Here is a 20389-nt window from a genome sequence, read left to right as displayed (position 1 = left end):
CGGGAGGTGAAATAAAGCTTAGTTCTCAGGCGCCCCGGACGGAATATTCGTACAGAAGCCCCTCCAAGGCACCGTTGAAAAGGGTGCACGAACGATCCTGAGTCAGCCGGATTTGGCGAGCTGCCTTACGGTTTGTCGTGAAAACCGCCAGCCGGCCACCCATGACTGCCTTTTTCGCCGCGGTGCCAATATCCCGGTAAAGGGCTGGAAGCTCGGACTCCTCGCCGAGCCGCTTTCCGTAGGGAGGATTTGTCACCATGAGGCAGTTGGGCAAGTCCAGTTCAACCTCCTGAAAAGCACTGTGATGAAGCGTTAACGGAATATCGGGGAAATGTGTCGCGGCAATTCTCTTCACCAGATCAATGGATTCCTCATCAATGTCGCAACCGACGATGGGAATGTCCTTTTTAATACTGCCTGCCTTTTCCAATGATGCCTGTTCCGCGAGGAAGGCTTCCTCATCGTAATCCAACCAATGCTGAAAGGCGAAAGAGCGCTTCAGGTTCGGGGCCATGTCATGCATTAGCATCATGCCCTCAAAGAGAAAAGTCCCCGATCCGCACATCGGATCAACGATACCGGCATGCTCCTTGGCATTACTGAGCTGCAGAATGCCAGCCGCCAGATCCTCCTTGATTGGCGCTTCCCCGTGCTCCAGCCGGTAACCGCGTTTGAAAAGTGGAATTCCTGAGCTGTCCAGACAAAGGGTGATCTTGCTCCCATGCATGTGCACGACGACATGAATTTCCGGTTCTGCCTTGTCGATGGAGGGGCGGATTCCTCCCGTCATCTTGCGAAAGGTGTCGACAATGCCATCCTTCACCCGGTGGACCACATACTGGGTGTTCTGAAGTGTCGGGGAGTGGCCATTGACGTCGATGCGTAACGTTTTGTCCGCGGTAAAATACTGGTGCCAGTTGGTGCGCCGCGATTGGAAATATAGCAGTTTATAATCCCTGGCATTGAAGGTCCGGATTGGAACAAGGACCTGGATCGCTGCACGCAGGGCCATATTCATCCGGTAAAGCCCGGGATGATTCGTCGAGAAAGCAACCGATCGCTTTCCGGGTTTAATCGACCGCCCCCCCAGTTTCTCGATTTCTGCTGCCAGCACTCCTTCGAGTCCGGGACGGCACGTTGCCACGCAATCCATTTCAGGAATTCCCGGGGCGATCAAAAGGGAATATCCTCGTCATCGACTGTGTAATCCCCGGGATCCTCAGCCGGCACGACTTGTTCGTTGACTGGAGGACCTTGTGGAGCCGCCGCACCGGCAGCCTCAATTTTCCATGCCGTCAAATCCACGAAATACTTCTCGTTCCATTCACGCCCGTTGACGTTGAAACTCACTTGGACGGTATCTCCTTCCTTGAAATTATCCAAGGCGGCGACCTTGTCCTTCAAGCAGCTTAACTTCACTTCCTGAGGGAATTTTTCATCCGTTGTGACAACAAATTCCCGCTTGTAGAAGCCGCTGGGAAAATCCTGCTGGTCGAAAATCTTCTTAATTTTACCTGTCATTTCATATGCCATGTTGCCCAGCGAAAGAAAGTGATGAGTGGATGTCCACCGCAATCGTTACCCTATTTTGAGCAAGCACGATAACAGGAATCGGGCAGGCTGGATCCGTCGGCTTATCCTGGTCCATTTACGAATTTGACTGACAAGTGCACCCCAAGGCGGCAACCTGCCTTCGTCCGACGAAAAATATGCCTTCCCGCAAATTCCTTCTGATTCTCCTGCCCTTCCTCAGCCTGGTCGCTATCGGCCTCTACCTGTATGCTGGCAGGGATTCAGAGTTTGTCATCTATGGCGGTCTGATTTTAGGGGGGATATTTGGAATTACAGGGTGCTACGCGGGCTATTTTGTGAGCAACCGGATTCCAGAGGCAGAGGCCGAGCTGGACAGGAGTGGTTCCTCTCTTCGCCATTCGCGCCAGCACCTGATGTTCATCCTGAGAGAGACTCCGCTCGCCTACATTGAATGGAATCTGGAATTCCGGGTCGTCACATGGAACAAGGCCGCAGAGAAAATTTTTGGATACACCGCCAAGGAGGCGATCGGCCGCCATGCCATGGAACTCATTGTGCCGGAATCAATCAAGGAACATGTGGATGAAATCTGGCAAAGAAACCTCCGGGACGAAGGTGGACAAAAAAGCCTGAATGAGAATATCCGCAAGGACGGCAGTCTGATCACTTGCCAGTGGAACAATACCATAATCAAGAATCCCAAGGGTCGTATCCTCGCGGTGGCCTCACTTGTCAACGATGTGACAGCCAGCATCAAGACTCAGGAAACCATGCGTATCGCCATGGAAGAAGCGCAAAAGGCAACGCGGGCAAAAACTGAATTCCTGGCCAACATGAGTCATGAAATCCGCACCCCGATGAATGGGGTGATCGGGCTCACTGAATTGCTTCTCGAGTCGGAACTGGATGCACAACAGCGTTCGTACCTCGAAGTCATTCGCTCGAGCGGTGAGATGCTCCTGACAATTATCAACGACATCCTCGATCTCTCGAAGATTGAGTCCGGCAAATTGATTTTGTCCGATCGGAGCTTTAATATCGCCGAGTGCCTGCAGAGCTCATTCGCCCTTTTCAGCCACAATATGAAAAAGAAGGGACTGACCGGTCGGATTGAACTGGATGACTCCCTACCCGAAACTGTCTCCGGCGATCCTGTGCGCTTGCGGCAGATCATTTACAATCTGGTCAATAACGCCGTCAAATTTACTGAATCAGGAACGGTATCACTAAAGGCATGGACCGAACCCGTGACCTCCGTACGCCTGAAACTGTTTGTCTCCGTTGAAGATACTGGCATGGGCATCGCTCCTGATCGCCTCGATTCGATTTTTGATCCATTCAGCCAGGAAGACACCTCCCCCACTCGCCTTCACGGTGGAACAGGTCTGGGCCTGACCATATGCAAGCGCCTTTGCAGCCTCATGAGAGGAAAAATACAGATCGATACAACTTCCCCGTCAGGGTCCCGCTTTACCTTTTATGTGGAGCTCCAGAAGGCCCCGAATGTGCGCGTAAAGGAGCGTGAGGAGCAGAACGCAACAGACAGCGAAAATCCGGCCTTGGTGAACAGTCGGAGCATCCTCATTGTCGAGGACAATTCCGTCAATCGCCTCGTTACCAAGCGGATCCTGCGCAGCCTAGGATATGAAAGCGCCACCGTCACAAATGGACTTGAAGCACTGGACTATTTGGAATCCCATCCGTGTGAATTGATTTTTATGGACCTGCAAATGCCGGTCATGGACGGTTTTACGGCTACCCAGCGCATCCGCGATAAATACGGGACTGAGCCCCAAATCATTGCCCTGACTGCTTCCGCGGTTGAGGGCGACCGGGAGCGCTGCCTTGCCGCAGGGATGGATGATTACCTTCCCAAACCCATCAACCGGAAGGCTATAGAGAGCGTTCTGGCCAAGTACGCTGACCTGCTTCAGGAGCAGAAATAAAAAATCCGGCCCCAAGTCGAAATAACGACAAGGGACCGGACAAAAGGAAAACTTGAATGAATAGAAAGACTAGGCCTTCTTACCCTTGCGGGTAAGGCGACGGCGAGCCATGAGCAGTCCACCAAGGCCAAGTACGGCCAGAGGAGCGATCAAGCGAGGCTCCGGAACAGGCGGAACAGTTCCTCCCGTGTCCAGCCAGCCGTAACCGGCAGTGCTGCCATCGCGGTCGTTGTAGCCCACTTCCTGCCAGCGAATGACAATGGTTGGAGTGGAAGGATCACCGTAACCCAGCCAGTTGACTGCGTCGGTTGATGAGGCCATCGTAAACGTGAAAGTGGCTGAATTGCCCTCGTCAATGCGAGCAGAGGAACTATCCGCAGCAGCCCCAAAATAATCGGCATTATTCCAGTCCACATAGGAACTCAAAATAGTGCCAGGCTTGCCATTGCTAGCAGGATCAGCGAGTGAATTGTAGGCACTCCAGTCAGCGACGCCGGATACTCCGGTTGTGTCGATGTTGGATCCACCGACGACTGGCTTCAAGAGATACACCTTGCTGATCGAGGAATTCATCGCGTTGCCGTTCTCGATGAACAGGGTTACGGTCGTTCCGTCGAAAGTGACTGTACCGGAAGCAGCGACATCGGAGTAGTCCTTAACAAAACCGGTCACTCCAGGAATTGATCCGGGTACCGAGAAGTTGAAGGTCTCCGCTCCGCTGGCAACTTGGATGCCGACGAAGATGCCCGTTAAACTGAGGGCGCAGCGCAGAAGATTGTGTGATTTCATGATTATTGCTGGATTGAGAATTTATTATGCGACAATCGATAATCTGGGCTAAAGTCCCTAGTGAAGCAAGCATTTTTTCCTTAGTTTATAGCAAAAACACCTGAATCTAATCCGGAAATCTATTTAGCTTCTGCTAAATTTTCCCTAAGTTTCTGTTAATCAGATAGCTGTGAAAGCGACCAACAGAGAATCCGCCGCTGGGAAACCGACCACAAACTCTGTTTATTTACAGTTTCAGAGGCTTTTTTAAAGCCAGCTCGGTCCAAAGCTCCCGCAACTTCAACTAATAACCACCATTAGTCGCCCGCATAGACAGGCTCAAACAGGCCGCAACTATTTCTCTATTTTGGAAATCTTGGTCCCCTCGAGACTCAAGTTATACATGAGCCCCTTGTTGCCGAAGATAAATCCGACCACCGGCTGGTTCAAAACTTTTGTTTCAATCTCGCCTCCGGCTCCGAGCGTAGCGATGGCGACACTACCATCGACACCGATTTCCCAACCCTCGCTGTTCCGGAATTGCTTGAGGGCGCTTTTCTCCATGAAAAGGATAATCTGGCTCTTGACCTGAACTCCCATCTGGAAACCGATGGAAGCCGCAGCTGTATTATAGTACTGGACAATTTTGCCATCAATGAGGAGGGCACCTTCGCCGTACTCACCACCAACACCGAGACCGGCCTTCTTCACGCTCGGGAAGACAAGCATGCCCTTCGCCTTGTTGGCCAGTTTCTTGCCGGCTGAAGTGAGCTCATAGAAGTCTTCGACGGCCTGCTCAATCTGGGCATCGAGGACGACCTTCTTGGCAGCCTGGAGAGGTTGAAAAAGAGTGAGAATCAAAGCGGCGATTAAGATGGATCGTAATTTCATGATGCTTGGAAGATAAGGCCACCTCCAGCGATTGTCAAACAGGCCTGCGAGAGGAGATTGGACAAATCCTGACAGGCAAGCATCCTATAAGTCATGAATTACCGCAAATTAGGAAACTCAGAGATTAAAGTGAGCGAAATCAGTCTGGGCTGCTGGACCATGGGCGGTCTGAACTGGGTCAATGGCAATCCGAATGGCTGGGCAAATGTGGACGAGGACGAAATCGCCGTAGCAATCAAACAGGCGGTTGATGGCGGAGTAAACCACTTCGACAATGCCGATGTCTACGGAAACGGGAAAGCCGAGCGCATGCTGGCCCGCGTCCTCAAGAAGTTGGGCCTGAAGAGTGAGGACTTTGTCATTGCGACGAAGATCGGCCACTTCCCGGGAACGGCGGAACACGCCTACGAGCCCGCCCACATCCGCCACCAGTGCGAGCAGTCCCTGATCAATCTACAGCGGGACTATATCGACATCTACTATTTCCACCATGGAGACTTCGGGCCGCATCTTGAGGAAGCCGCTGCGACCATGGATGCTCTCGTCAAGGAGGGAAAGGTCCGCGTAAAGGGCCAGAGCGCCTACAGTAATGAGGACTTTGAAAGAGCAGTCCCGTTGGTCCGACCCACGGTTCTGCAGAGCTGGGCCAACATCGCCGAACGTCCACACATTGATGCCGGGTGTCCGGTACAAAAGCTCCTCGAGAAATACGAGATGTCCTTCGTGGCCTTCAGTCCCCTCGCCCAGGGCCGGCTCCTCAACAAGTACAGTCCAGACAATCCGCCCAAATTTGATGAGGGGGATTTCCGCCGGAACAACAAGGCCTTTTCACGCGAGGGGCTGCTCGAGATCAAGCCGCGCATTGACGCCTTGGTGGCTCGCTTCGGTTCAGATGTCGAGACCCTCTCCTCGGTGGCCCAGCGGTTTGTCCTGAACCATCCGCGCGTCGCCTGCACCATCCCCGGCTTCCGCAACGAAAGGCAGGTCGCCTGCAATCTCGCCGCCCAGTCATTCAAGCTCAGCGACGAGGATATGGAATTCCTCAGGAAGACCTTTCCGCAATAGCGGCGAGAAACAAGCCTGTAGGTTGAAAGCTTGAATTTGCCTCTGTAGCATAATTCCTGAGGAAGCCTGAATCCAAGCCCCTGCTTGGCCAAGCCCTAGGCTATTGACGAGGGGCCGCAAATCGCTTCAAGTTTTACCACGAGAGCGGCGCGGTCAGCAACGGCGTCGGGACCATCTCCCCATTTCGGTCTCCGTATCCGTGCCCATGAACACCCTGAACGCAATTGAAACCATCGACACCAAACGACCGGGCTTTGCTGCCGCTCAATACTCGTTGCCCTACTCACTCATGCTGCTCATAAACCGCCTGATTTTCGCCATTGGAGTTTTCTTCATCGCACTGACGGAATCCTTCGCCCTTCCGGTAATTGCTTTTCATCCACAAGACACGAGCGTTGAGCTGGGTGGTACGGCAACACTCTTCATCCGCTATCCCCGGACTACGACCCCATCAATACAATGGCAATTCAACGGGATTGAGATCCCGGGGGCAACCAGCCGGGACCTGATCATAAGCGAAGCGGGATTTTCCGACGTCGGAACCTACCGCGCAGTGCTGACGGACGGTGACGGATCAATCACTAGTGAGGGTGCGATTCTCAATATCCTGGGGCCGATTGACCCGCCTTTTGATCCGGGCTTACGCCTCGAGTTCCTCGATGGGACAGTAACGGGGAGTTGGACCGGAGAAGGCATCCTCGAAGCAGCGACCACAGTCTCTGGACCATGGGAAACGGTGGGCGCGGCCGATCCCGGCGTCGTGCTCCCTTGGCCCGATACCTCAGTCTTTTATCGACTGCAGAATCCACATCCCAGACCGACCAGGGTGTTCATTCCCACCTCGTACGACCCTGAGGTATCGATGCCATTGCTCATCGGCCTCCATGGATATACTGGAAGTCCGACGGGGATCACGAACTACTTCGGAATCAATGCCCTGGCTGAGTCGCGAGGCTTTCTATATTGCGCCCCGCCTGGAATACAGGAGGCGAGCGAAGATCAAGACACGTTCTGGAACGCTACCACAGCCTGTTGTAACTTTTACGACTCGCAGGTTGATGACGTCGCCTACCTGACCAGTTTGATTAGCGAAATCTGCGAGCAGTACAACGTGGATCCAAAACGTATCCATATAATCGGACAATCAAATGGAGGGTTCATGGCCTACCGCATGGCGAGCGAACGGGCGTCAATGATCGCATCCATCGCAAGCCTCGCCGGGGTAACCGAGTGGGACCCGAGCCTGCACGTCCCAACTGAACCCGTCCACATCCTGCAAATCCATGGCACCGAGGACGAGCTCATCACTTATGGGGGCGGACTCGTGAAGGATCCCACCGGCGCAATCCCCGTCGCGCAGCTTCAACATCCCGGCGCGGTTGGGACGATTGAGATCTGGGCCGCCTACAATGGGTGCGAAGGACAAGAGACCGAAACCAACGCGTCTCTGGATCTCGATCTCACCATCCCGGGCCTGGACACCAAAGTCACGCGCTACGCCACAAACCCACCGGGCGGCACAGTGGAGTTATGGACAATCGAAGGTGGACGGCATTCCCCGACCTTTGCCTCAGGTGGTTCCTGGAGTCAGTTTCCCGAGAAAACCGTGGATTGGCTCCTCGCGCACCCCAAGCCGTAGATCATGCCCGACTCGTCGCGCTCGCTTGGCCTGCCATGAGCTTCTCGAATGGCGGAGAGGGGGGACTTGTACGTGAATCTCTTAAGTATTTATAATCAAGAACTCAGCAAAACGAGAAGAATTTTGGTTTAGGTATAATCAATACACTGGAGTCGTGTTGAGTTGCATCCAGTGGAATTGCAGATGGAAACCCTCAGGCAATCTTGATTTCAATCCGTTTGCCAAGTGCTTTAACATACTTCTCGACCGTCGATAGCTTCACGTCCTGCACATGATTCTCCAGCCTGGAAATTGCAGTCTTCCGGGTTCCAATTGCACTGGCGACCTCATCCTGCGTTAGTCCCGCATCCAGTCGGGCCTGCTTGAGCATGATCCCAATTCGGAAGTTCTCATACCCCTCGTCAAAGCCCTCGGCAAATTCGGGATTGGTGGCCTTTCTTTTCTCAATGTATTTCTTTAAGTCGCTCATTTCTTGTTCTCCTTCAGATAGTGCTTTCTTCTTTGCTCAGCCAGGGCAATTTCACTGCGGGGAGTCTTCTGCGTCTTCTTGGCGAAGGCATTTGTGAGCACCACAAAATTGCCTCCATTCTCGAATCCGAGAATCCAGAAGATGTCGCCCCCGAACTGAATTCTGGCCTCCCAAATATCATCTGTGTTTTTCAGTTTCTTCCAATATTGTGAAGGGATGATGTCCATGTCCTCAATCAGTCCAAGCACCCAGGCGACCTTTCTGGCCTGCTTATCGGTCAGGGCGTCGATAAACTCCTCCACCGGACTGCTGCCATCCGCTCTCCTGAAAAACAGGACTTCCCTCATTTTTCATAAAGTTAACATGTGCGTTAACTTCGTCAAGTCAGTAATAGCATCATAATAACCGATAAACTTCATCACATCCCCTACCCCGCGGGTTCAACTTGACCTTCAAGGTTCTAAACATCAGCTATGGCCCCTCCATAGCGTGAACAGTCGCGCGATTACCGAGTTCTCCGGAAGGATTGGATTGAAACATGTCGTCTCCCTTCCCAGGTTCACCGGGACAACACCACCAGGCGGGCTAGGTGTTTCGTTGTTTAGTCAGAGTAGGCGATATTTACTTCCACAAGTTGAAGGGTTAGTAGCCGAGAAGCTGTTCATTGCGTTCATTCTCCAAACGCCCAGCGTGATCTGGTACGCCCTTGGCTATGGTTGGCCTGTAGGTTCTTTACACCCCCGGCGCCATCGGTCTTGGAGTCGACTTTGCCCCCTACATCAACCGGCACGTGCGCGGCGACTGGGGAGACGTGGATTCCGAGGGAGTACTGAGCCTTATCAATTCTGTGGAAGAGCAAGCCAATAACGGGTGCCCTTCAATTGGCCGGATTTCTCCAGTGCCCCCATTGATACCAAATCAGTAAGATCGCGGGTTGTGGTCGCCCTCGAGCACTTCGCAATGGAAGTGTACTTTTCGGCGCTCAAGCCGCCTTTGAATCCTTCAGGCCCTTCCCGGAACATCCGCTCCAGAACTTTCTGCTGACGTTCATTGAGGCGACCCCTGAGCCGGTCGTAGAGCTTGGTCTTTTCAACCAGAAAGCGGATCTGTCCAAGCGTCCATTTCTGAGCAGCCAGAACCTCCCCGCAAAAGTACTCCAGCCATGCCGTCACCTCCAGGTCCTTGTTGGCCAGCTCCAGTTGCTTGTAGTATTCTTTTCGCTCACTCTCGATCTGGTAGGACAATGCCGTCAGGGTTGGCTCACCGATTGCCTGGGCCAACACCTTCTCCGACAAGGCCCGCGCAATACGGCCATTCCCATCCTCAAAGGGGTGGACACTGACAAAGTACAAATGTGCCAAGCCACTGCGCACCAGTGCGGGCAGGTCCCGGGTCTTGTTGAACCACTTGATGAAACCATCCATTTCCAAACCAACCCGTCCAGAAGGCGGTGCTTCAAAATGGATCCGGCGATGCTCGATGGGTCCCGACACCACCTGCATCGCTTCATCATGGGTGCGGTATCTTCCAATATCCCGAACATCGCGACTTCCAGCCATCACCATCCGGTGCCAGGAAAATAACACCTCATGTGTGAGCGGCTTTTCGGCGCTGGTGTACAAATCCACCATCAATTCCGCGATGCCGGATTCCCGTTCAGGGATCTGTTTGCGATCGGATTGCAGTCCAAAGTGCCGCTTCAGCGAAGACTGGACACTGTCCCGGTCCAGCACCTCTCCCTCAATCGCGGAGGTCTTGATCGCCTCCGTGCTAATCAGTTCGATTTTGAGCCGCTGCGCATCCTCTGACTCCAGATGTTCGCAGGTGCCCAAGACTACGCCGACACCCTTCAGAAAAGCCGTTTCCGCTTTGGTGAATTTCCCACTTTCATACCTGAAGTGTGGCCAGTCGGTTTGCTGCCAGTTCCAACGCATGAGGCATAAATCGCACACTTATGCCTCAATTAAAAGCAAATTGTGAGCTATATTTACTGGAATTACGCCTCAGGAGCCATTTCCTGCCAATGGGACATGCCCAGGGGATCGACGAGGTTCAAGTGGGAAATTTCCCTACTGATTTCCCATATTTTCGACCCCCTGATCGCCCCCCGAAGCCGATTTTTCCTCAGAATTTGCCCATTTCTGGCCCATAACTTTGTGGGAAATGAAAAAATCGGGATGTCTCTCGGAGGGACCGGTCTGCTGAGGGACCCCGCCCTGTTGTTCTTCCATAATAGATTCCTTAAATGCCCCTGGGTGTCAGGCGGCCCTCTTTTGATAGAAGTTAAGCATGTCCCCCTGGTCAGTTGAGACTAACCCTCAACATGAACCAAAAAAATGCGCAGTCCCCACTTTTTGTTGTAGACCCCTTAGTTCCAACAAGCTTGTCGAATGGCGGAGAGGGGGGGACTCGAACTGGGTTTTACAAAGCGTTTATTTGCAATAACTTACGAAAGCGCTAAATATTTGGTAGAGGCATAATCGAGGCACGGAAGTAGTCTTTTGTCGTATTGAGGGGTATTTAAGGGATTAAACCGCTTCTCCGGTCTCAAGCCGATAGATCATTCGCCAGATGCGATCAACCTCACCACGCTCAATCACCTGCAAGGGAGTGGAACCCTCAAATGCCTCATTTGGTGTCTTAATCCACTCCCCCACATAATCGGTTTCCATAAGATCCGCCAAGGCGTCAAACAGTCGGACAATTTCTTTCAGGTGCTTCTTGGCAGCTGGTCCCGGCTTGTCGCCTGCCGCCCATTTATCGACCGCACGTTGGGAATACCCGGTTAGCCGGGTCAAGTCGGGACGCACCACTTTATAACGTCGGCAAAATGCCTTAACATCCATATCCTGGCTGACAGTACTCCTACTTATTTTCTTTTTCGTGGTTCTCCTGCGAGAGCTCTTTATCGTTTGTGTGGCCATAGCGTAAATTACATCTATTTCTTTTTGCGGTCAATACTATGCATGTACTTATGCATGTTTTCTTACAAGCCATTTTTTTAATTCGGAGGAGCCCACGATCTCAACCTGGGAGCTGGAATCTAGGTAATCGGGAAACCAGACGATATTTCTGCCACGGCGATCCTGGGAGGAGTTACAAACCAGCCCCTCAAATCCACATTCAACCAAGGCGCGCCCAAGGGCTTGGGAAAGGGTTTCATAACCCCGCTCATTGATTTTGCTCCAATCCTCGTTGAGCAGGTCATCTTTGCCTGGCCATGAGAGGTGATCCTCGATTGAGGTGAGATCTGCGATGCGCGAAAAGGACGTATCTATCTGTACCAGCAGGCGGGGATTTTGTCGGGGTTTCTTAACACCGTAATACTGGAAAGCCCTCAGAGACTCTTTCAAAGCAATTTGTGCGGATGAAGCACCATAGACAACCCGGTATCGCCCCGGACGCATCCAGCGGCTACCATGATCAAGACTGCCCCTTCCGGAAATCAGGTTATCGGGGTGAGCCCACTTTAGTTCCACACTCCGGTAACAGGAACCACTCCAGGTAATCTGGATTCCTTTCGCTACCGCCCGCAGGTTTTTCAGGATTTCCCGGTGACGGGGGTGGTCTTGTATGGTAACCGACATGGTGATCTAGCAGCAATTTCTATCGGTTTCCACCGTTACATCCGTTCCAGAAATTACGAGTCAAATAGATCTGGGATGAATAGGCACCCTACCCCGTCAAATACGCTTCCATACGATCAGAAATGACTCATTGCCTGGCACACGAACCATTGCCCTTAGCTCAATGAAGTTGCTATAATCGGACCGCCTCTACTGATCCAAGCCCTATGACATTAGCAAAACAAGCATCAATGGAGTGTGTCGAGCATCCCACACTCGAGAAGTTGGTTAAGGATCACCTACTCTGACTGGAAACCCATAATTATGCGGAGAAGACAGTTCTGATTCGCACCATCTACCTGGGAGACTTCGTAGAGTGGTGTCGACATCGGGAATTGTTGGAAGTCGATGAAATCAGTCGATCCGTTCTTGAGGCATACCAAGGTGAAAAAGGGGTCAGGTAAAAAAGGGGTCATGTCGTTATGTTTGCAATCAGCTCTTGGAATGAAGCCTCCTCGTTTTTTCTGCTCTGCCTAAAAATACCGACATAGCGGCTGACTGCGTGGGGGACTCCCATCTTCAGCTGATCTGCAATCCACACATTCGTGGCGCTGGTTTTACATTTCAAGACAGCAGCGATCAGAATCTTCCAATCCGCTGACTTCATTTCATTTGTCGAATCATCAGGCGTTTTATTGAGCGCCTCCATACATTGTTCGAGCACCAGTTCCCACCTGAGCTCATTCGCTTCTTGAAGTGTGGCTCCGTCGTAGCGAGGGACTTTCTTGGTTGGCTCGTCTTCATCTTCACTCGTGTCCGCGGCTTCTGCGATGAGCGCTTTTTTGAAATCTTTAGTTCCCAATGCCCAGCCACGGCACATCTTATCAAATGCCATTTCGTCCTGAGCCGCTTTGTCGCTCGTGAGCCAATTGAGATAGTCCGCATACTTACAGCGGCCATAGCTCGTGTCAGCCAATCCACCGGCGGCGAGCAGCGCCCCTGAACAATCCATGAACACAGGTTGCTTCGCAGGGTGGTTCAGATACCAATAGCTCGACCAGCGGTAATCGCGCAGCCCCGCGACATCGGCCATGCCTGCTCGGACAGGATTCAAGTGTGTGTAGTGGAGCAGGGCGCCCAGATAGCCGTCTTCTTCGACGATCAAGCTCTTGTAGCGCCCCTGGAATAACTTCCCGTGGACTTTTCGAAACTTATGGTAGCGATTCGCAAAGGTCGATTGCAGCCACTTCATGCCATAGATCAAATTTCCCTTCGGCGTGCGTACGACTAAGTGGAAGTGATTAGTCATGACACAAAACCCTTCGAGTATCCACCCGCACTTTTCGCAGGTTTCAAACAAACACTCCTCGAAGGATTGGTGGGCGCCTTCGTTGATAAACACATCTTGGCGGTAGTTCCCACGGTTGATGATGTGATAGACCCCATTCTTTTTCTCAATACGTAGACTGCGTGGCATCGTATAATTGATACATCAAATCCGGATATTTGCAAACATAACGACATGACCCCTTTTTTGTGCCTGACCGGAAAAAGCAAATTCCTATCAGTAAATCCATTATATGACCTAATAACTCTGTTTAATGAGCCAAATTCACTAATCTAATAAAGATCAAATGTGATAAACTTTCGAATCCAAAGCTACCTATTTCACTCACCCTAAATTATTACCTCATGTTAAAACGATCTATACCTCATTTCGGTTGCTTTCTTGCAATCCTTTATACCCTCGTTTCCGCCGTCTTTGTGTCGGCGCAAAGTTACACAGTGTATCCTCAGCCGGCAGGAATAAGTCCTTCGGATAAGTATCAAGTTGAACTCTCTGCTGACGGACAGAATTGGACGCACTCTTTCACTTATATGACAACTGCTAAAGACAACAGTGATCCCGACCTTCAAGGCTATTATTTGAGTCTCGCGGGATGGACTGCCTCCTACACTAATTTTGAATTTTCGGGCACTATTCAGATCCGGGTTACAAAATTAACAGGACCCATCAGTAGCGCTATCGTGCGCCCAACGGCTTATAATATTCCGGTGACGATCAACAACAATACCGCCACTTTTTCCCTGTCGAAACCTGCAAATTTAGCGATAGAAATCGACGGCAAACCCAATGCGAATCCATTCGATCATAGCTTAAGCATATTTGCAAATTCCTATGAGCAGGACGTACCTGTTGAAAATGATCCCAACGTCCTTGTTGTTAATCCCGGAGACCTTATACCTGCGGCTACGGGTTCAGAGACTTGGACCACTTTGCATTTTAAACCGGGAGTCCACAACTTAGGGCCAGGCTATCAAATCGCATCCAATAAAAGATATTACCTGGAAGGAGGTTCCTTTGTTTATGGGGGAATGGTTGTTTTAGATACTAATTATGCGACTCAGACTGTTGATAATGTCAAAATATGGGGCTATGGAGTCCTCTCAGGTGAGCAAGTTAATTGGCCTCCAAAAGAATGGCCTCAAGCTCAACGAAATTGGTATCGCATGATTAACATACAAGGCCTTAACAGCAACATCGTATTGGAAGGGTTAACTATTGTAGATCCTCCTTTTCACTCTGTATCTATGGGCAATATAAACGGGGCAACTACTCCCAATATTATCCGCAATATAAAAACCCAAAACTGGCGAAATAATTCCGATGGAATAGGCGTTCAGAAATATGCGATTGTTGAAGATTGTTTTCTTAGAACACAAGACGACAGCATTTACATCGCAAATGGACAGCAGGATGTCGTTATTAGGAACATAACCACTTGGAACGACGCCAACGGATCTTCTTTTATCTTTACAGCAGGAGCTGGAGGATCTGGTACAAGTGTGAGTGATTCGAGTGTCATATATAACCATCGAGCTGAGTTACTAGGTGGGCAAGGCGGTTCCGTTTTTAATCTAAGAGGAATCAACACTGGGGAAACAGTGGAAAATATCTACATTTCGAATATTCATGTGGAAGATCCTAATTACGGACTTAGCAATAATGGGACACGATACAGACCTATTTTTTTCATGCAGATGACCAATAGCAATGCTGTCTTTAGAAATGTGAAATTTTCTAACATCATCGTCGATGCCCCAATGGCGCCGGAAAGTCTGGATAACCTGCTAACAGGGTTGAATTCGACCGATTCCTTCATGGAAGATATATCCTTTACAAATTTATACATCGATGGGACACCTGTCAAGTCGGCGGCGGAGGGTCGTTTCACGGTCAATCATGTTCAAGGATTAAGCTTTCAACATTACTCCTTCTTTGATGACTTCGATCATCGTACAAGCATCGGTTGGATAGCTCTCTCTGGAGGAGGTCAAACTGTTGCCGATGGATTGGACTATGCATTGGAAACTGAAGGACTCTCAAATATGAATCGGCTTTATGCAGAGGAGACTTGGGGATCTGATTACTCTGTGGTATCGACTGTGCGGGTAGATACTTGGGACCCTGCTACATTACCCGGCAAAGCTCAAGCTGGGTTGCTTGGCCGGCTAACTGATGTCGATAACCATTACGCATTTTTTTATGATGATTACCTGAAGAAATTTCGAATTATAATGAGAGCAGGAACTGGAAATCCAATTACCGTGTTGGCTAACTCAGCTAGTTCCTACACTTTAAATCCGGGCCAGGAATATCAATTGGAATTCCGACTTAACGGAAGCGCTCTTGAAGGATTTTTGGATGGAGTCTTAGTCACTGCAGCGACAGATAGCACTCTCACTCAAGGCTACACCGGTGTTTTCTCAGGCGCTCCTCAAATGGCTATTTTTGACGACTTTATCACAGATAATTCTTCGGCACCACCACCGCCTGCTGATGATTTATCGGATGATTTTTCTGATGGGATTAGCGATGGCTGGACCGAAGCTGAAGGAAATTGGGCAGTTGTCGCAGACGGGGTAGATTATACCTACGAAACTTCAGCCGGAAACAGTTCCGATCTTAGCTTTAACACTGCTTCAGATCATACCAATGTGGAAGTGAGCGCTGAGTTGAAGGTCGATTCATGGTCCAAAAAAAATAAACCAGGTGAAGTTCAAGTCGGTATCGTCGCTCGCTATCAAGATGCATCTAACTATTATGCTTTCATCTTCGATAAGAGTTCAGCCACTTACCAATTAATTAAAATAGTTGGAGACAATGCATCGATTATTGCTCAATCTGGAAGCACTCCGCTCCCTTCAACAGGTATCTATAATGAATACAGATTTGAATTGAACGGAACTTCCTTGCTTGGTTTAGTCGATGGGTTGGAAGTTATCTCGGGAAGTGACAGTTCTTTGTCATCCGGGAAGGCTGGATTTTACACCAGTAAGTCGCAGGAGGCTAAGTTCGATAACTTTGTGATGAATAATCTGTGAGAAACTTAGGCTAATCGATTTTAATAGCTCAATAGAGAGAAGGAGTGATTCAACACTGTTTGGCTCACTCCATCCGCTCCACGCAGTGCCCGTACGGAAATATCTCCCCAGAAGATGCTGCCATCTTTTCGCTGGAATTTGCGTTCCACGCGATAGGCAGTCACATCCCCCGTGGAATCACTCTATCACTCAGAACTTGAAGACTTCGACCGGATCCGCCTCTGGCGCAATCGCCATGGCCTGATGCCAGCGGATCAGCTTGTGTGGCTCGATGGTCGGAAAGGCAGGGTCGGCACGCTGGGCGGTCTGCTTGAACTGGGCGATGAACTCGTCCCTGGCCGCCTCCGAGGCGAAGAACTTGTTTCGCTGGCCTTTGCCCTCATACCACCGGGCGGCGTAGGGCTTCTTGCGGTAGGGTTGGTGATCGGCGTGTATTTTCATGGCCATTACACTCTACCAGAGCGATTGGCCAATCATAGGTCTAATTGCTCGGATTTATCTCTCACGGCGGCACGGCGAACACGGCGTCAATGCCTGATTTTGAGTGTTTTTATGGGTAGTTTGAAATCGGGAAGCAGGAGATGATGTGGGGATGTCTTCACTACATGAAAATGAAATTGCTGATCGGATGTTGGATGTCGCCTTTTCGCTGCATCGGGATCTGGGCCCGGGACTGCTGGAATCCGTTTATGAGGTGTTATTGGCACATGCTCTGGAGGAAGCTGGATTGAGCGCGCAACGCCAAGTCGTCGTTCCTATTCGTTACAAAGGCATTCAACTGGATGAGGGATTCCGGGCAGACCTGATCGTTGAGGAGAAAGTAATCCTGGAACTCAAGTCTGTAGAACGCACGAACCCAGCCCACAAAAAACAACTTCTCACCTACCTCAAATTATCCAATCTCAAACTCGGCTACCTTCTGAACTTTGGCGAAGCCCTCATGAAAGACGGGATCACCAGAATCATCAATGGACAACTCCCTCCGTGCTCGCCGTGCCGCCGTGAGAGAAAATAACCCGTCCCCAGTCAAGATCCAGTCAAGGTCAGTTGAGGCATAATCAAGGCAAAAAGGCCCACGAAAGTCGTGATTTGTTGTGATTTGTCGTGCCTGCGGCGGCCTGTTAAGGCATTTGTGATTCGCAAGTTACTGGTATTCAACACACTTGCGACAGTTTAATGGCGGAGAGGGGGGGATTCAAGACAGAAACCCGGAAAGGCGCATCAATAGAGGGATGCAGGGCGGTCAAGATTTCCGGTTGCAGAATGGTTACAAGCACCACTCCTTATCAAAGTTTTGAGATAATTCGGTTTCTTTGCCGTCTTGCGCTATACGATCGTCATCACGATCCGATCGCCAATCGGCTTATGGTGACATTTATTACGGTTTTCCGGGTTTGAACCGGGTCACGAGCAGGGCCACAAATGACCAGGTCAAGGATAAGCCGAGATACCACAATCCGGAATTCTGCAACCAGAATGAAGTAATGGGAGGAAGAGTACGTGCGTCAAAGGGAAGATTCTCGACTGAATAAACGAGGCACACACGAAGGGACTCGACGGGATGCAGCATAAGAATCAAGGTCCAGAGATCCGGAAACCGCTGAATCATCGGCTGCCACGCGGCAACGTAAGCAACCAGCCCGCCTCCGGCTACCATTAAAAATCCGATAATCAAGGAGCTTGAATACGCCAACAGGGGATCCTTGCAAAAGCGGCCAATGACGAGACCGAATGCCACAAATACCGAGATTTCTCCTCCGGCGAACAGCCAGATTCTCAGGAGAGCAGAAGGATCAACAGCACTTGGCAGAAGCGGAATCAGCATACACAAAGTGGCCAATTCAAGAAGCAAAGTCCATGTGACCCACTTTGCGAGAAGCCGGGTCAAAGGCGAGGGCAGGCGCGTCTGGATGAGTTCCTCCTCTCCAGCATCGCCCTGCCAGGCGACAACTCCCGAAAGCAATGCTACCGGTGGAACGGCGTAAAGGAGTACGGGAAGGAGAAACCAGACAACGGTATCTGCTCTGCCGATACCAAAAAGAGGGCTACCGGCCAATCCCCACAACAGGCAGCCGATCCCGAAGGACCATGATACACGACTCGCCATGACGGCCTGCCTCTCCCGGCAAACCAGTGCAACGAGAAACCTCCAGCCAACTACGATCCGGTCAGTCATTGGCCACCTTCCTTTCTCTCTGGTCCAAGGGAGCCGGAAAAGCCTGTCGGAGATATTCCGGATTCAATTGACCGACAATGCGGCCGTCGTCGCAAAGAAAACAGCGATCGGCCTTACCTTCCCATTCAGCGAGAAGATGGGTCGCGACAATGAGTGTCCTGCCGGATGCGGCCTCCTCCCTGAGCCATTCCTGCAGCCGTTCCCGCCAGAATGGATCCAGACTCAAGCCGGGCTCATCAAGGAGGAGCACTGGTGCCTTTGAAAGGGATAACACGGCAAGACCAAGCCGTTGACGGAATCCTCCTGACAGGTTTCCGGTCCTTTTTCCGGAGCAGGCATCCATGCCGAAGCATTCCAATGCGTACTCGACTTCATCCGGGGAGCATCGCTCGATTCGAGCATAAAATTCAGCCACTTGTGCAACGGTTAATCGGGGATGAAAAGAAGGAGACTGCGGAAGGTAGGCAACGTACTTGCGGTACTCGCGGGGACAATCGGTGATATCCCTTCCATCCACAAGCACCGCTCCGGAAGACGGCCTCCAGAGGCCACATGCCACCTTAAGTGAGCTGGATTTTCCGGCTCCGTTCGGGCCCACTACCAAGGAAACGCAAGCACTCTCCGCATCGAGGTCGAATCCCTTCAAAACGGATTGCCGGTCCAGCTTCAGGCGAATGTCACTAAGATTAATCATGTTCGTTAGTCAATGGGTGAGGATCCTCTACGGTGCGGAGACCGGGGATCGGACTGCGCTCATTAATGAAGCGGATCAGCTCGAGGCCCGGGCTGCCCGAAAGCAGGCCTGCGATGGGAAACTGCTGCCTGAGACCTCCAAGGAGATCCGATTCACGGTGGGGAAACTCTCCTACCCCATCGCCATCCAGATCAGGAACGCTGGACAGGCCCCAGCGGTTTCCCCGCCCCTCAACAGCCCACTCATTGTATTTTCCTTCACCAGCCAGTTCGACATTGTGGATGTTCTGCTGAAAGTGGTTCAGGAAATGCCGGTTCCCCCTGGAGCTGCCGCCAATCCGGTACCCAATGTAGTTTTTTCCAACTACATTATCCTCGAGTTCGTTGTCCTGCGCGTTTTCACTGTAGAGTCCAACCGTGTTATTAATGAACCGGTTGTCTTTCAGGACTGAGGCATCCACGGACTGGAGCAAAGCCCCGTAGGCACGTTTCCCGCGGTTGCCTGAAAACTCGTTCCCTTCAACAAGGAGCCTCCCGGAATACATCAAGGCCGCACCGGCCGCATTTCTTGAAAAACGGTTGCGGGCAAACGTGTTTCCGTCGCTGTACATGTAGTGAAGGCCGTAACGACAATCGGTGACCCGGTTTCCGAGAACCTCCGACTCATCAGTGAAGGAAAAGTATATTCCGTCCCTTGTGTGCGAGATGACGTTTTCTTCCAGAAGGACATTCCGTGAGTTCCATGCATGGATACCGTTGCCACGACGATTGACGTCCAACTCACCGACAGCGCAGAGCAGGTCACCACCATCGAAATCCAGACCGGTACTGAGGACGTCGGAAGTCCTGGCGAGCTCGGTCGCAGCTCCGACAATGGTGTTTCCGCGCACCTCGGCGATGGTAACCTTCTTCAGGTAGATTCCGTGCAGGCAACTCTCAATGCGGTTCCCCTCCAGCACTGCCCTGTCGGCCCGCACAAGTATCCCCGCATCATCCTCCTCCAGGCTGAGCCCGGAATTGCGCACGTAGAGGTTGCGGATACGTACGCCGGGAGCATTCACGGTAATGACGGAACCGGAACGCTTTCCGTCGATAACAGCCTTACTCTTTCCGTCAATTGTCATGGCTTTGTCGATACGCAAGGGCCCTTCATAGGTTCCGCTGTCCAAAACAAGTGTGCCTCCTTCAGGTACTGCATCAACGCGCGCCTGCAGGCTGCCTACTACTGTGGATGCCATCAGATCCACGGTGCATCCT

Annotated in this window: 19 protein-coding genes; 5 read left to right on the top strand and 14 right to left on the bottom strand. The window is 51.3% G+C overall.

Going from position 1 to position 20389, the window contains the following annotated elements; translation table 11 throughout:
- Positions 1-25 precede the first annotated feature (25 nt).
- Both G0Q06_RS01545 and G0Q06_RS01540 read right to left on the bottom strand, forming a co-directional pair.
- Entirely contained in the window at positions 26-1153 is a 1128-nt protein-coding gene (locus G0Q06_RS01545) for a THUMP domain-containing class I SAM-dependent RNA methyltransferase (protein WP_238710189.1), read from the bottom strand.
- A gap of 20 nt (positions 1154-1173) precedes the next feature.
- Positions 1174-1575, bottom strand: coding sequence for a DUF3127 domain-containing protein (locus tag G0Q06_RS01540; RefSeq protein WP_238710188.1), 402 nt, complete (start codon positions 1573-1575; stop codon positions 1174-1176).
- A gap of 134 nt (positions 1576-1709) precedes the next feature.
- On the opposite strand from G0Q06_RS01540, the gene G0Q06_RS01535 reads away from it, so the two are divergent.
- Positions 1710-3479, top strand: a complete 1770-nt coding sequence (locus tag G0Q06_RS01535; RefSeq protein WP_163961776.1) for a PAS domain-containing hybrid sensor histidine kinase/response regulator — start codon at positions 1710-1712, stop codon at positions 3477-3479.
- A gap of 69 nt (positions 3480-3548) precedes the next feature.
- Here G0Q06_RS01535 and G0Q06_RS01530 read toward each other — a convergent pair whose 3' ends face one another.
- On the bottom strand, positions 3549-4268 hold the full coding sequence (locus G0Q06_RS01530) for a hypothetical protein (RefSeq protein WP_163961774.1): 720 nt from the start codon (positions 4266-4268) through the stop codon (positions 3549-3551).
- Between the two features lie 333 nt (positions 4269-4601).
- A complete protein-coding gene (locus G0Q06_RS01525; protein ID WP_163961772.1) occupies positions 4602-5138 on the bottom strand; it encodes a BPSL1445 family SYLF domain-containing lipoprotein in 537 nt (178 codons plus the stop codon).
- 129 nt (positions 5139-5267) lie between these two features.
- On the opposite strand from G0Q06_RS01525, the gene G0Q06_RS01520 reads away from it, so the two are divergent.
- Together G0Q06_RS01520 and G0Q06_RS01515 are read left to right on the top strand one after the other, a co-directional pair.
- On the top strand, positions 5268-6203 hold the full coding sequence (locus G0Q06_RS01520) for an aldo/keto reductase (RefSeq protein WP_163961771.1): 936 nt from the start codon (positions 5268-5270) through the stop codon (positions 6201-6203).
- 205 nt (positions 6204-6408) lie between these two features.
- Positions 6409-7842 (top strand): alpha/beta hydrolase-fold protein, encoded by a 1434-nt coding sequence (locus G0Q06_RS01515; protein ID WP_163961769.1) that lies wholly within the window; start codon positions 6409-6411, stop codon positions 7840-7842.
- A 193-nt stretch (positions 7843-8035) separates the two neighbouring features.
- Here the strand turns inward: G0Q06_RS01515 and G0Q06_RS01510 are convergent, their stop codons facing one another.
- The 6 genes from G0Q06_RS01510 to G0Q06_RS01485 form a co-directional block, all read right to left on the bottom strand.
- A complete protein-coding gene (locus tag G0Q06_RS01510; protein ID WP_163961767.1) occupies positions 8036-8311 on the bottom strand; it encodes a helix-turn-helix domain-containing protein in 276 nt (91 codons plus the stop codon).
- A complete protein-coding gene (locus G0Q06_RS01505; protein WP_163961765.1) occupies positions 8308-8658 on the bottom strand; it encodes a type II toxin-antitoxin system RelE/ParE family toxin in 351 nt (116 codons plus the stop codon). The genes G0Q06_RS01510 and G0Q06_RS01505 overlap by 4 nt, the downstream gene beginning before the upstream one ends.
- A 492-nt stretch (positions 8659-9150) precedes the next feature.
- Positions 9151-10245, bottom strand: coding sequence for a Fic family protein (locus G0Q06_RS01500; RefSeq protein WP_163961763.1), 1095 nt, complete (start codon positions 10243-10245; stop codon positions 9151-9153).
- A gap of 594 nt (positions 10246-10839) precedes the next feature.
- Entirely contained in the window at positions 10840-11157 is a 318-nt protein-coding gene (locus G0Q06_RS01495) for an antitoxin Xre/MbcA/ParS toxin-binding domain-containing protein (RefSeq protein ID WP_163961761.1), read from the bottom strand.
- Between the two features lie 126 nt (positions 11158-11283).
- The gene (locus tag G0Q06_RS01490) at positions 11284-11898 is read right to left on the bottom strand and encodes an RES family NAD+ phosphorylase (protein ID WP_163961758.1); all 615 of its coding nucleotides are present in this window, start codon (positions 11896-11898) and stop codon (positions 11284-11286) included.
- Between the two features lie 451 nt (positions 11899-12349).
- Complete coding sequence (locus G0Q06_RS01485) at positions 12350-13354, bottom strand: transposase (protein ID WP_163961757.1); 1005 nt, start codon at positions 13352-13354, stop codon at positions 12350-12352.
- A gap of 215 nt (positions 13355-13569) precedes the next feature.
- Here G0Q06_RS01485 and G0Q06_RS01480 point away from each other — a divergent pair, with 215 nt between their 5' ends.
- Positions 13570-16263, top strand: a complete 2694-nt coding sequence (locus G0Q06_RS01480) for a glycosyl hydrolase family 28 protein (protein WP_163961755.1) — start codon at positions 13570-13572, stop codon at positions 16261-16263.
- Between the two features lie 189 nt (positions 16264-16452).
- Here the strand turns inward: G0Q06_RS01480 and G0Q06_RS01475 are convergent, their stop codons facing one another.
- Complete coding sequence (locus G0Q06_RS01475; RefSeq protein ID WP_163961753.1) at positions 16453-16704, bottom strand: hypothetical protein; 252 nt, start codon at positions 16702-16704, stop codon at positions 16453-16455.
- 151 nt (positions 16705-16855) lie between these two features.
- Here G0Q06_RS01475 and G0Q06_RS01470 point away from each other — a divergent pair, with 151 nt between their 5' ends.
- Positions 16856-17278: a GxxExxY protein gene (locus tag G0Q06_RS01470; protein WP_163961751.1), complete on the top strand. Its 423-nt coding sequence runs from the start codon at positions 16856-16858 to the stop codon at positions 17276-17278.
- A gap of 363 nt (positions 17279-17641) precedes the next feature.
- On the opposite strand, the gene G0Q06_RS01465 is transcribed toward G0Q06_RS01470, so the two are convergent.
- The 3 genes from G0Q06_RS01465 to G0Q06_RS01455 are packed head-to-tail and all read right to left on the bottom strand — an operon-like array spanning position 17642 to position 20370.
- Positions 17642-18439, bottom strand: coding sequence for a hypothetical protein (locus G0Q06_RS01465; protein WP_163961749.1), 798 nt, complete (start codon positions 18437-18439; stop codon positions 17642-17644).
- A complete protein-coding gene (locus G0Q06_RS01460) occupies positions 18432-19133 on the bottom strand; it encodes an ABC transporter ATP-binding protein (RefSeq protein ID WP_163961747.1) in 702 nt (233 codons plus the stop codon). Before G0Q06_RS01460 ends, G0Q06_RS01465 begins: the two co-directional genes overlap by 8 nt.
- Positions 19126-20370, bottom strand: coding sequence for a NosD domain-containing protein (locus G0Q06_RS01455; protein WP_163961745.1), 1245 nt, complete (start codon positions 20368-20370; stop codon positions 19126-19128). Before G0Q06_RS01455 ends, G0Q06_RS01460 begins: the two co-directional genes overlap by 8 nt.
- Between the last annotated feature and the right edge of the window lie 19 nt (positions 20371-20389).

The sequence above is a fragment of the Oceanipulchritudo coccoides genome, from assembly GCF_010500615.1.
Taxonomy (GTDB): Bacteria; Verrucomicrobiota; Verrucomicrobiia; order Opitutales; family Oceanipulchritudinaceae; genus Oceanipulchritudo; species Oceanipulchritudo coccoides.
Note: the sequence above shows the minus strand (reverse complement) of the source record. Positions and strands in the feature narration are given on the sequence as shown.

What these genes read in the sequence shown, in the direction of transcription:
- G0Q06_RS01480 (WP_163961755.1), top strand. Translation starts at nt 13,570, where the DNA reads ATGTTAAAACGATCTATACCTCATTTCGGTTGCTTTCTTGCAATCCTT.
- G0Q06_RS01485 (WP_163961757.1), bottom strand. Translation starts at nt 13,354, where the DNA reads ATGCCACGCAGTCTACGTATTGAGAAAAAGAATGGGGTCTATCACATC.
- G0Q06_RS01535 (WP_163961776.1), top strand. Translation starts at nt 1,710, where the DNA reads ATGCCTTCCCGCAAATTCCTTCTGATTCTCCTGCCCTTCCTCAGCCTG.
- G0Q06_RS01510 (WP_163961767.1), bottom strand. Translation starts at nt 8,311, where the DNA reads ATGAGCGACTTAAAGAAATACATTGAGAAAAGAAAGGCCACCAATCCC.
- G0Q06_RS01495 (WP_163961761.1), bottom strand. Translation starts at nt 11,157, where the DNA reads ATGGATGTTAAGGCATTTTGCCGACGTTATAAAGTGGTGCGTCCCGAC.
- G0Q06_RS01455 (WP_163961745.1), bottom strand. Translation starts at nt 20,370, where the DNA reads ATGGCATCCACAGTAGTAGGCAGCCTGCAGGCGCGCGTTGATGCAGTA.
- G0Q06_RS01525 (WP_163961772.1), bottom strand. Translation starts at nt 5,138, where the DNA reads ATGAAATTACGATCCATCTTAATCGCCGCTTTGATTCTCACTCTTTTT.
- G0Q06_RS01530 (WP_163961774.1), bottom strand. Translation starts at nt 4,268, where the DNA reads ATGAAATCACACAATCTTCTGCGCTGCGCCCTCAGTTTAACGGGCATC.
- G0Q06_RS01505 (WP_163961765.1), bottom strand. Translation starts at nt 8,658, where the DNA reads ATGAGGGAAGTCCTGTTTTTCAGGAGAGCGGATGGCAGCAGTCCGGTG.
- G0Q06_RS01490 (WP_163961758.1), bottom strand. Translation starts at nt 11,898, where the DNA reads ATGTCGGTTACCATACAAGACCACCCCCGTCACCGGGAAATCCTGAAA.
- G0Q06_RS01460 (WP_163961747.1), bottom strand. Translation starts at nt 19,133, where the DNA reads ATGATTAATCTTAGTGACATTCGCCTGAAGCTGGACCGGCAATCCGTT.
- G0Q06_RS01470 (WP_163961751.1), top strand. Translation starts at nt 16,856, where the DNA reads ATGTCTTCACTACATGAAAATGAAATTGCTGATCGGATGTTGGATGTC.
- G0Q06_RS01465 (WP_163961749.1), bottom strand. Translation starts at nt 18,439, where the DNA reads ATGACTGACCGGATCGTAGTTGGCTGGAGGTTTCTCGTTGCACTGGTT.
- G0Q06_RS01545 (WP_238710189.1), bottom strand. Translation starts at nt 1,153, where the DNA reads ATGGATTGCGTGGCAACGTGCCGTCCCGGACTCGAAGGAGTGCTGGCA.
- G0Q06_RS01500 (WP_163961763.1), bottom strand. Translation starts at nt 10,245, where the DNA reads ATGCGTTGGAACTGGCAGCAAACCGACTGGCCACACTTCAGGTATGAA.
- G0Q06_RS01475 (WP_163961753.1), bottom strand. Translation starts at nt 16,704, where the DNA reads ATGAAAATACACGCCGATCACCAACCCTACCGCAAGAAGCCCTACGCC.
- G0Q06_RS01515 (WP_163961769.1), top strand. Translation starts at nt 6,409, where the DNA reads ATGAACACCCTGAACGCAATTGAAACCATCGACACCAAACGACCGGGC.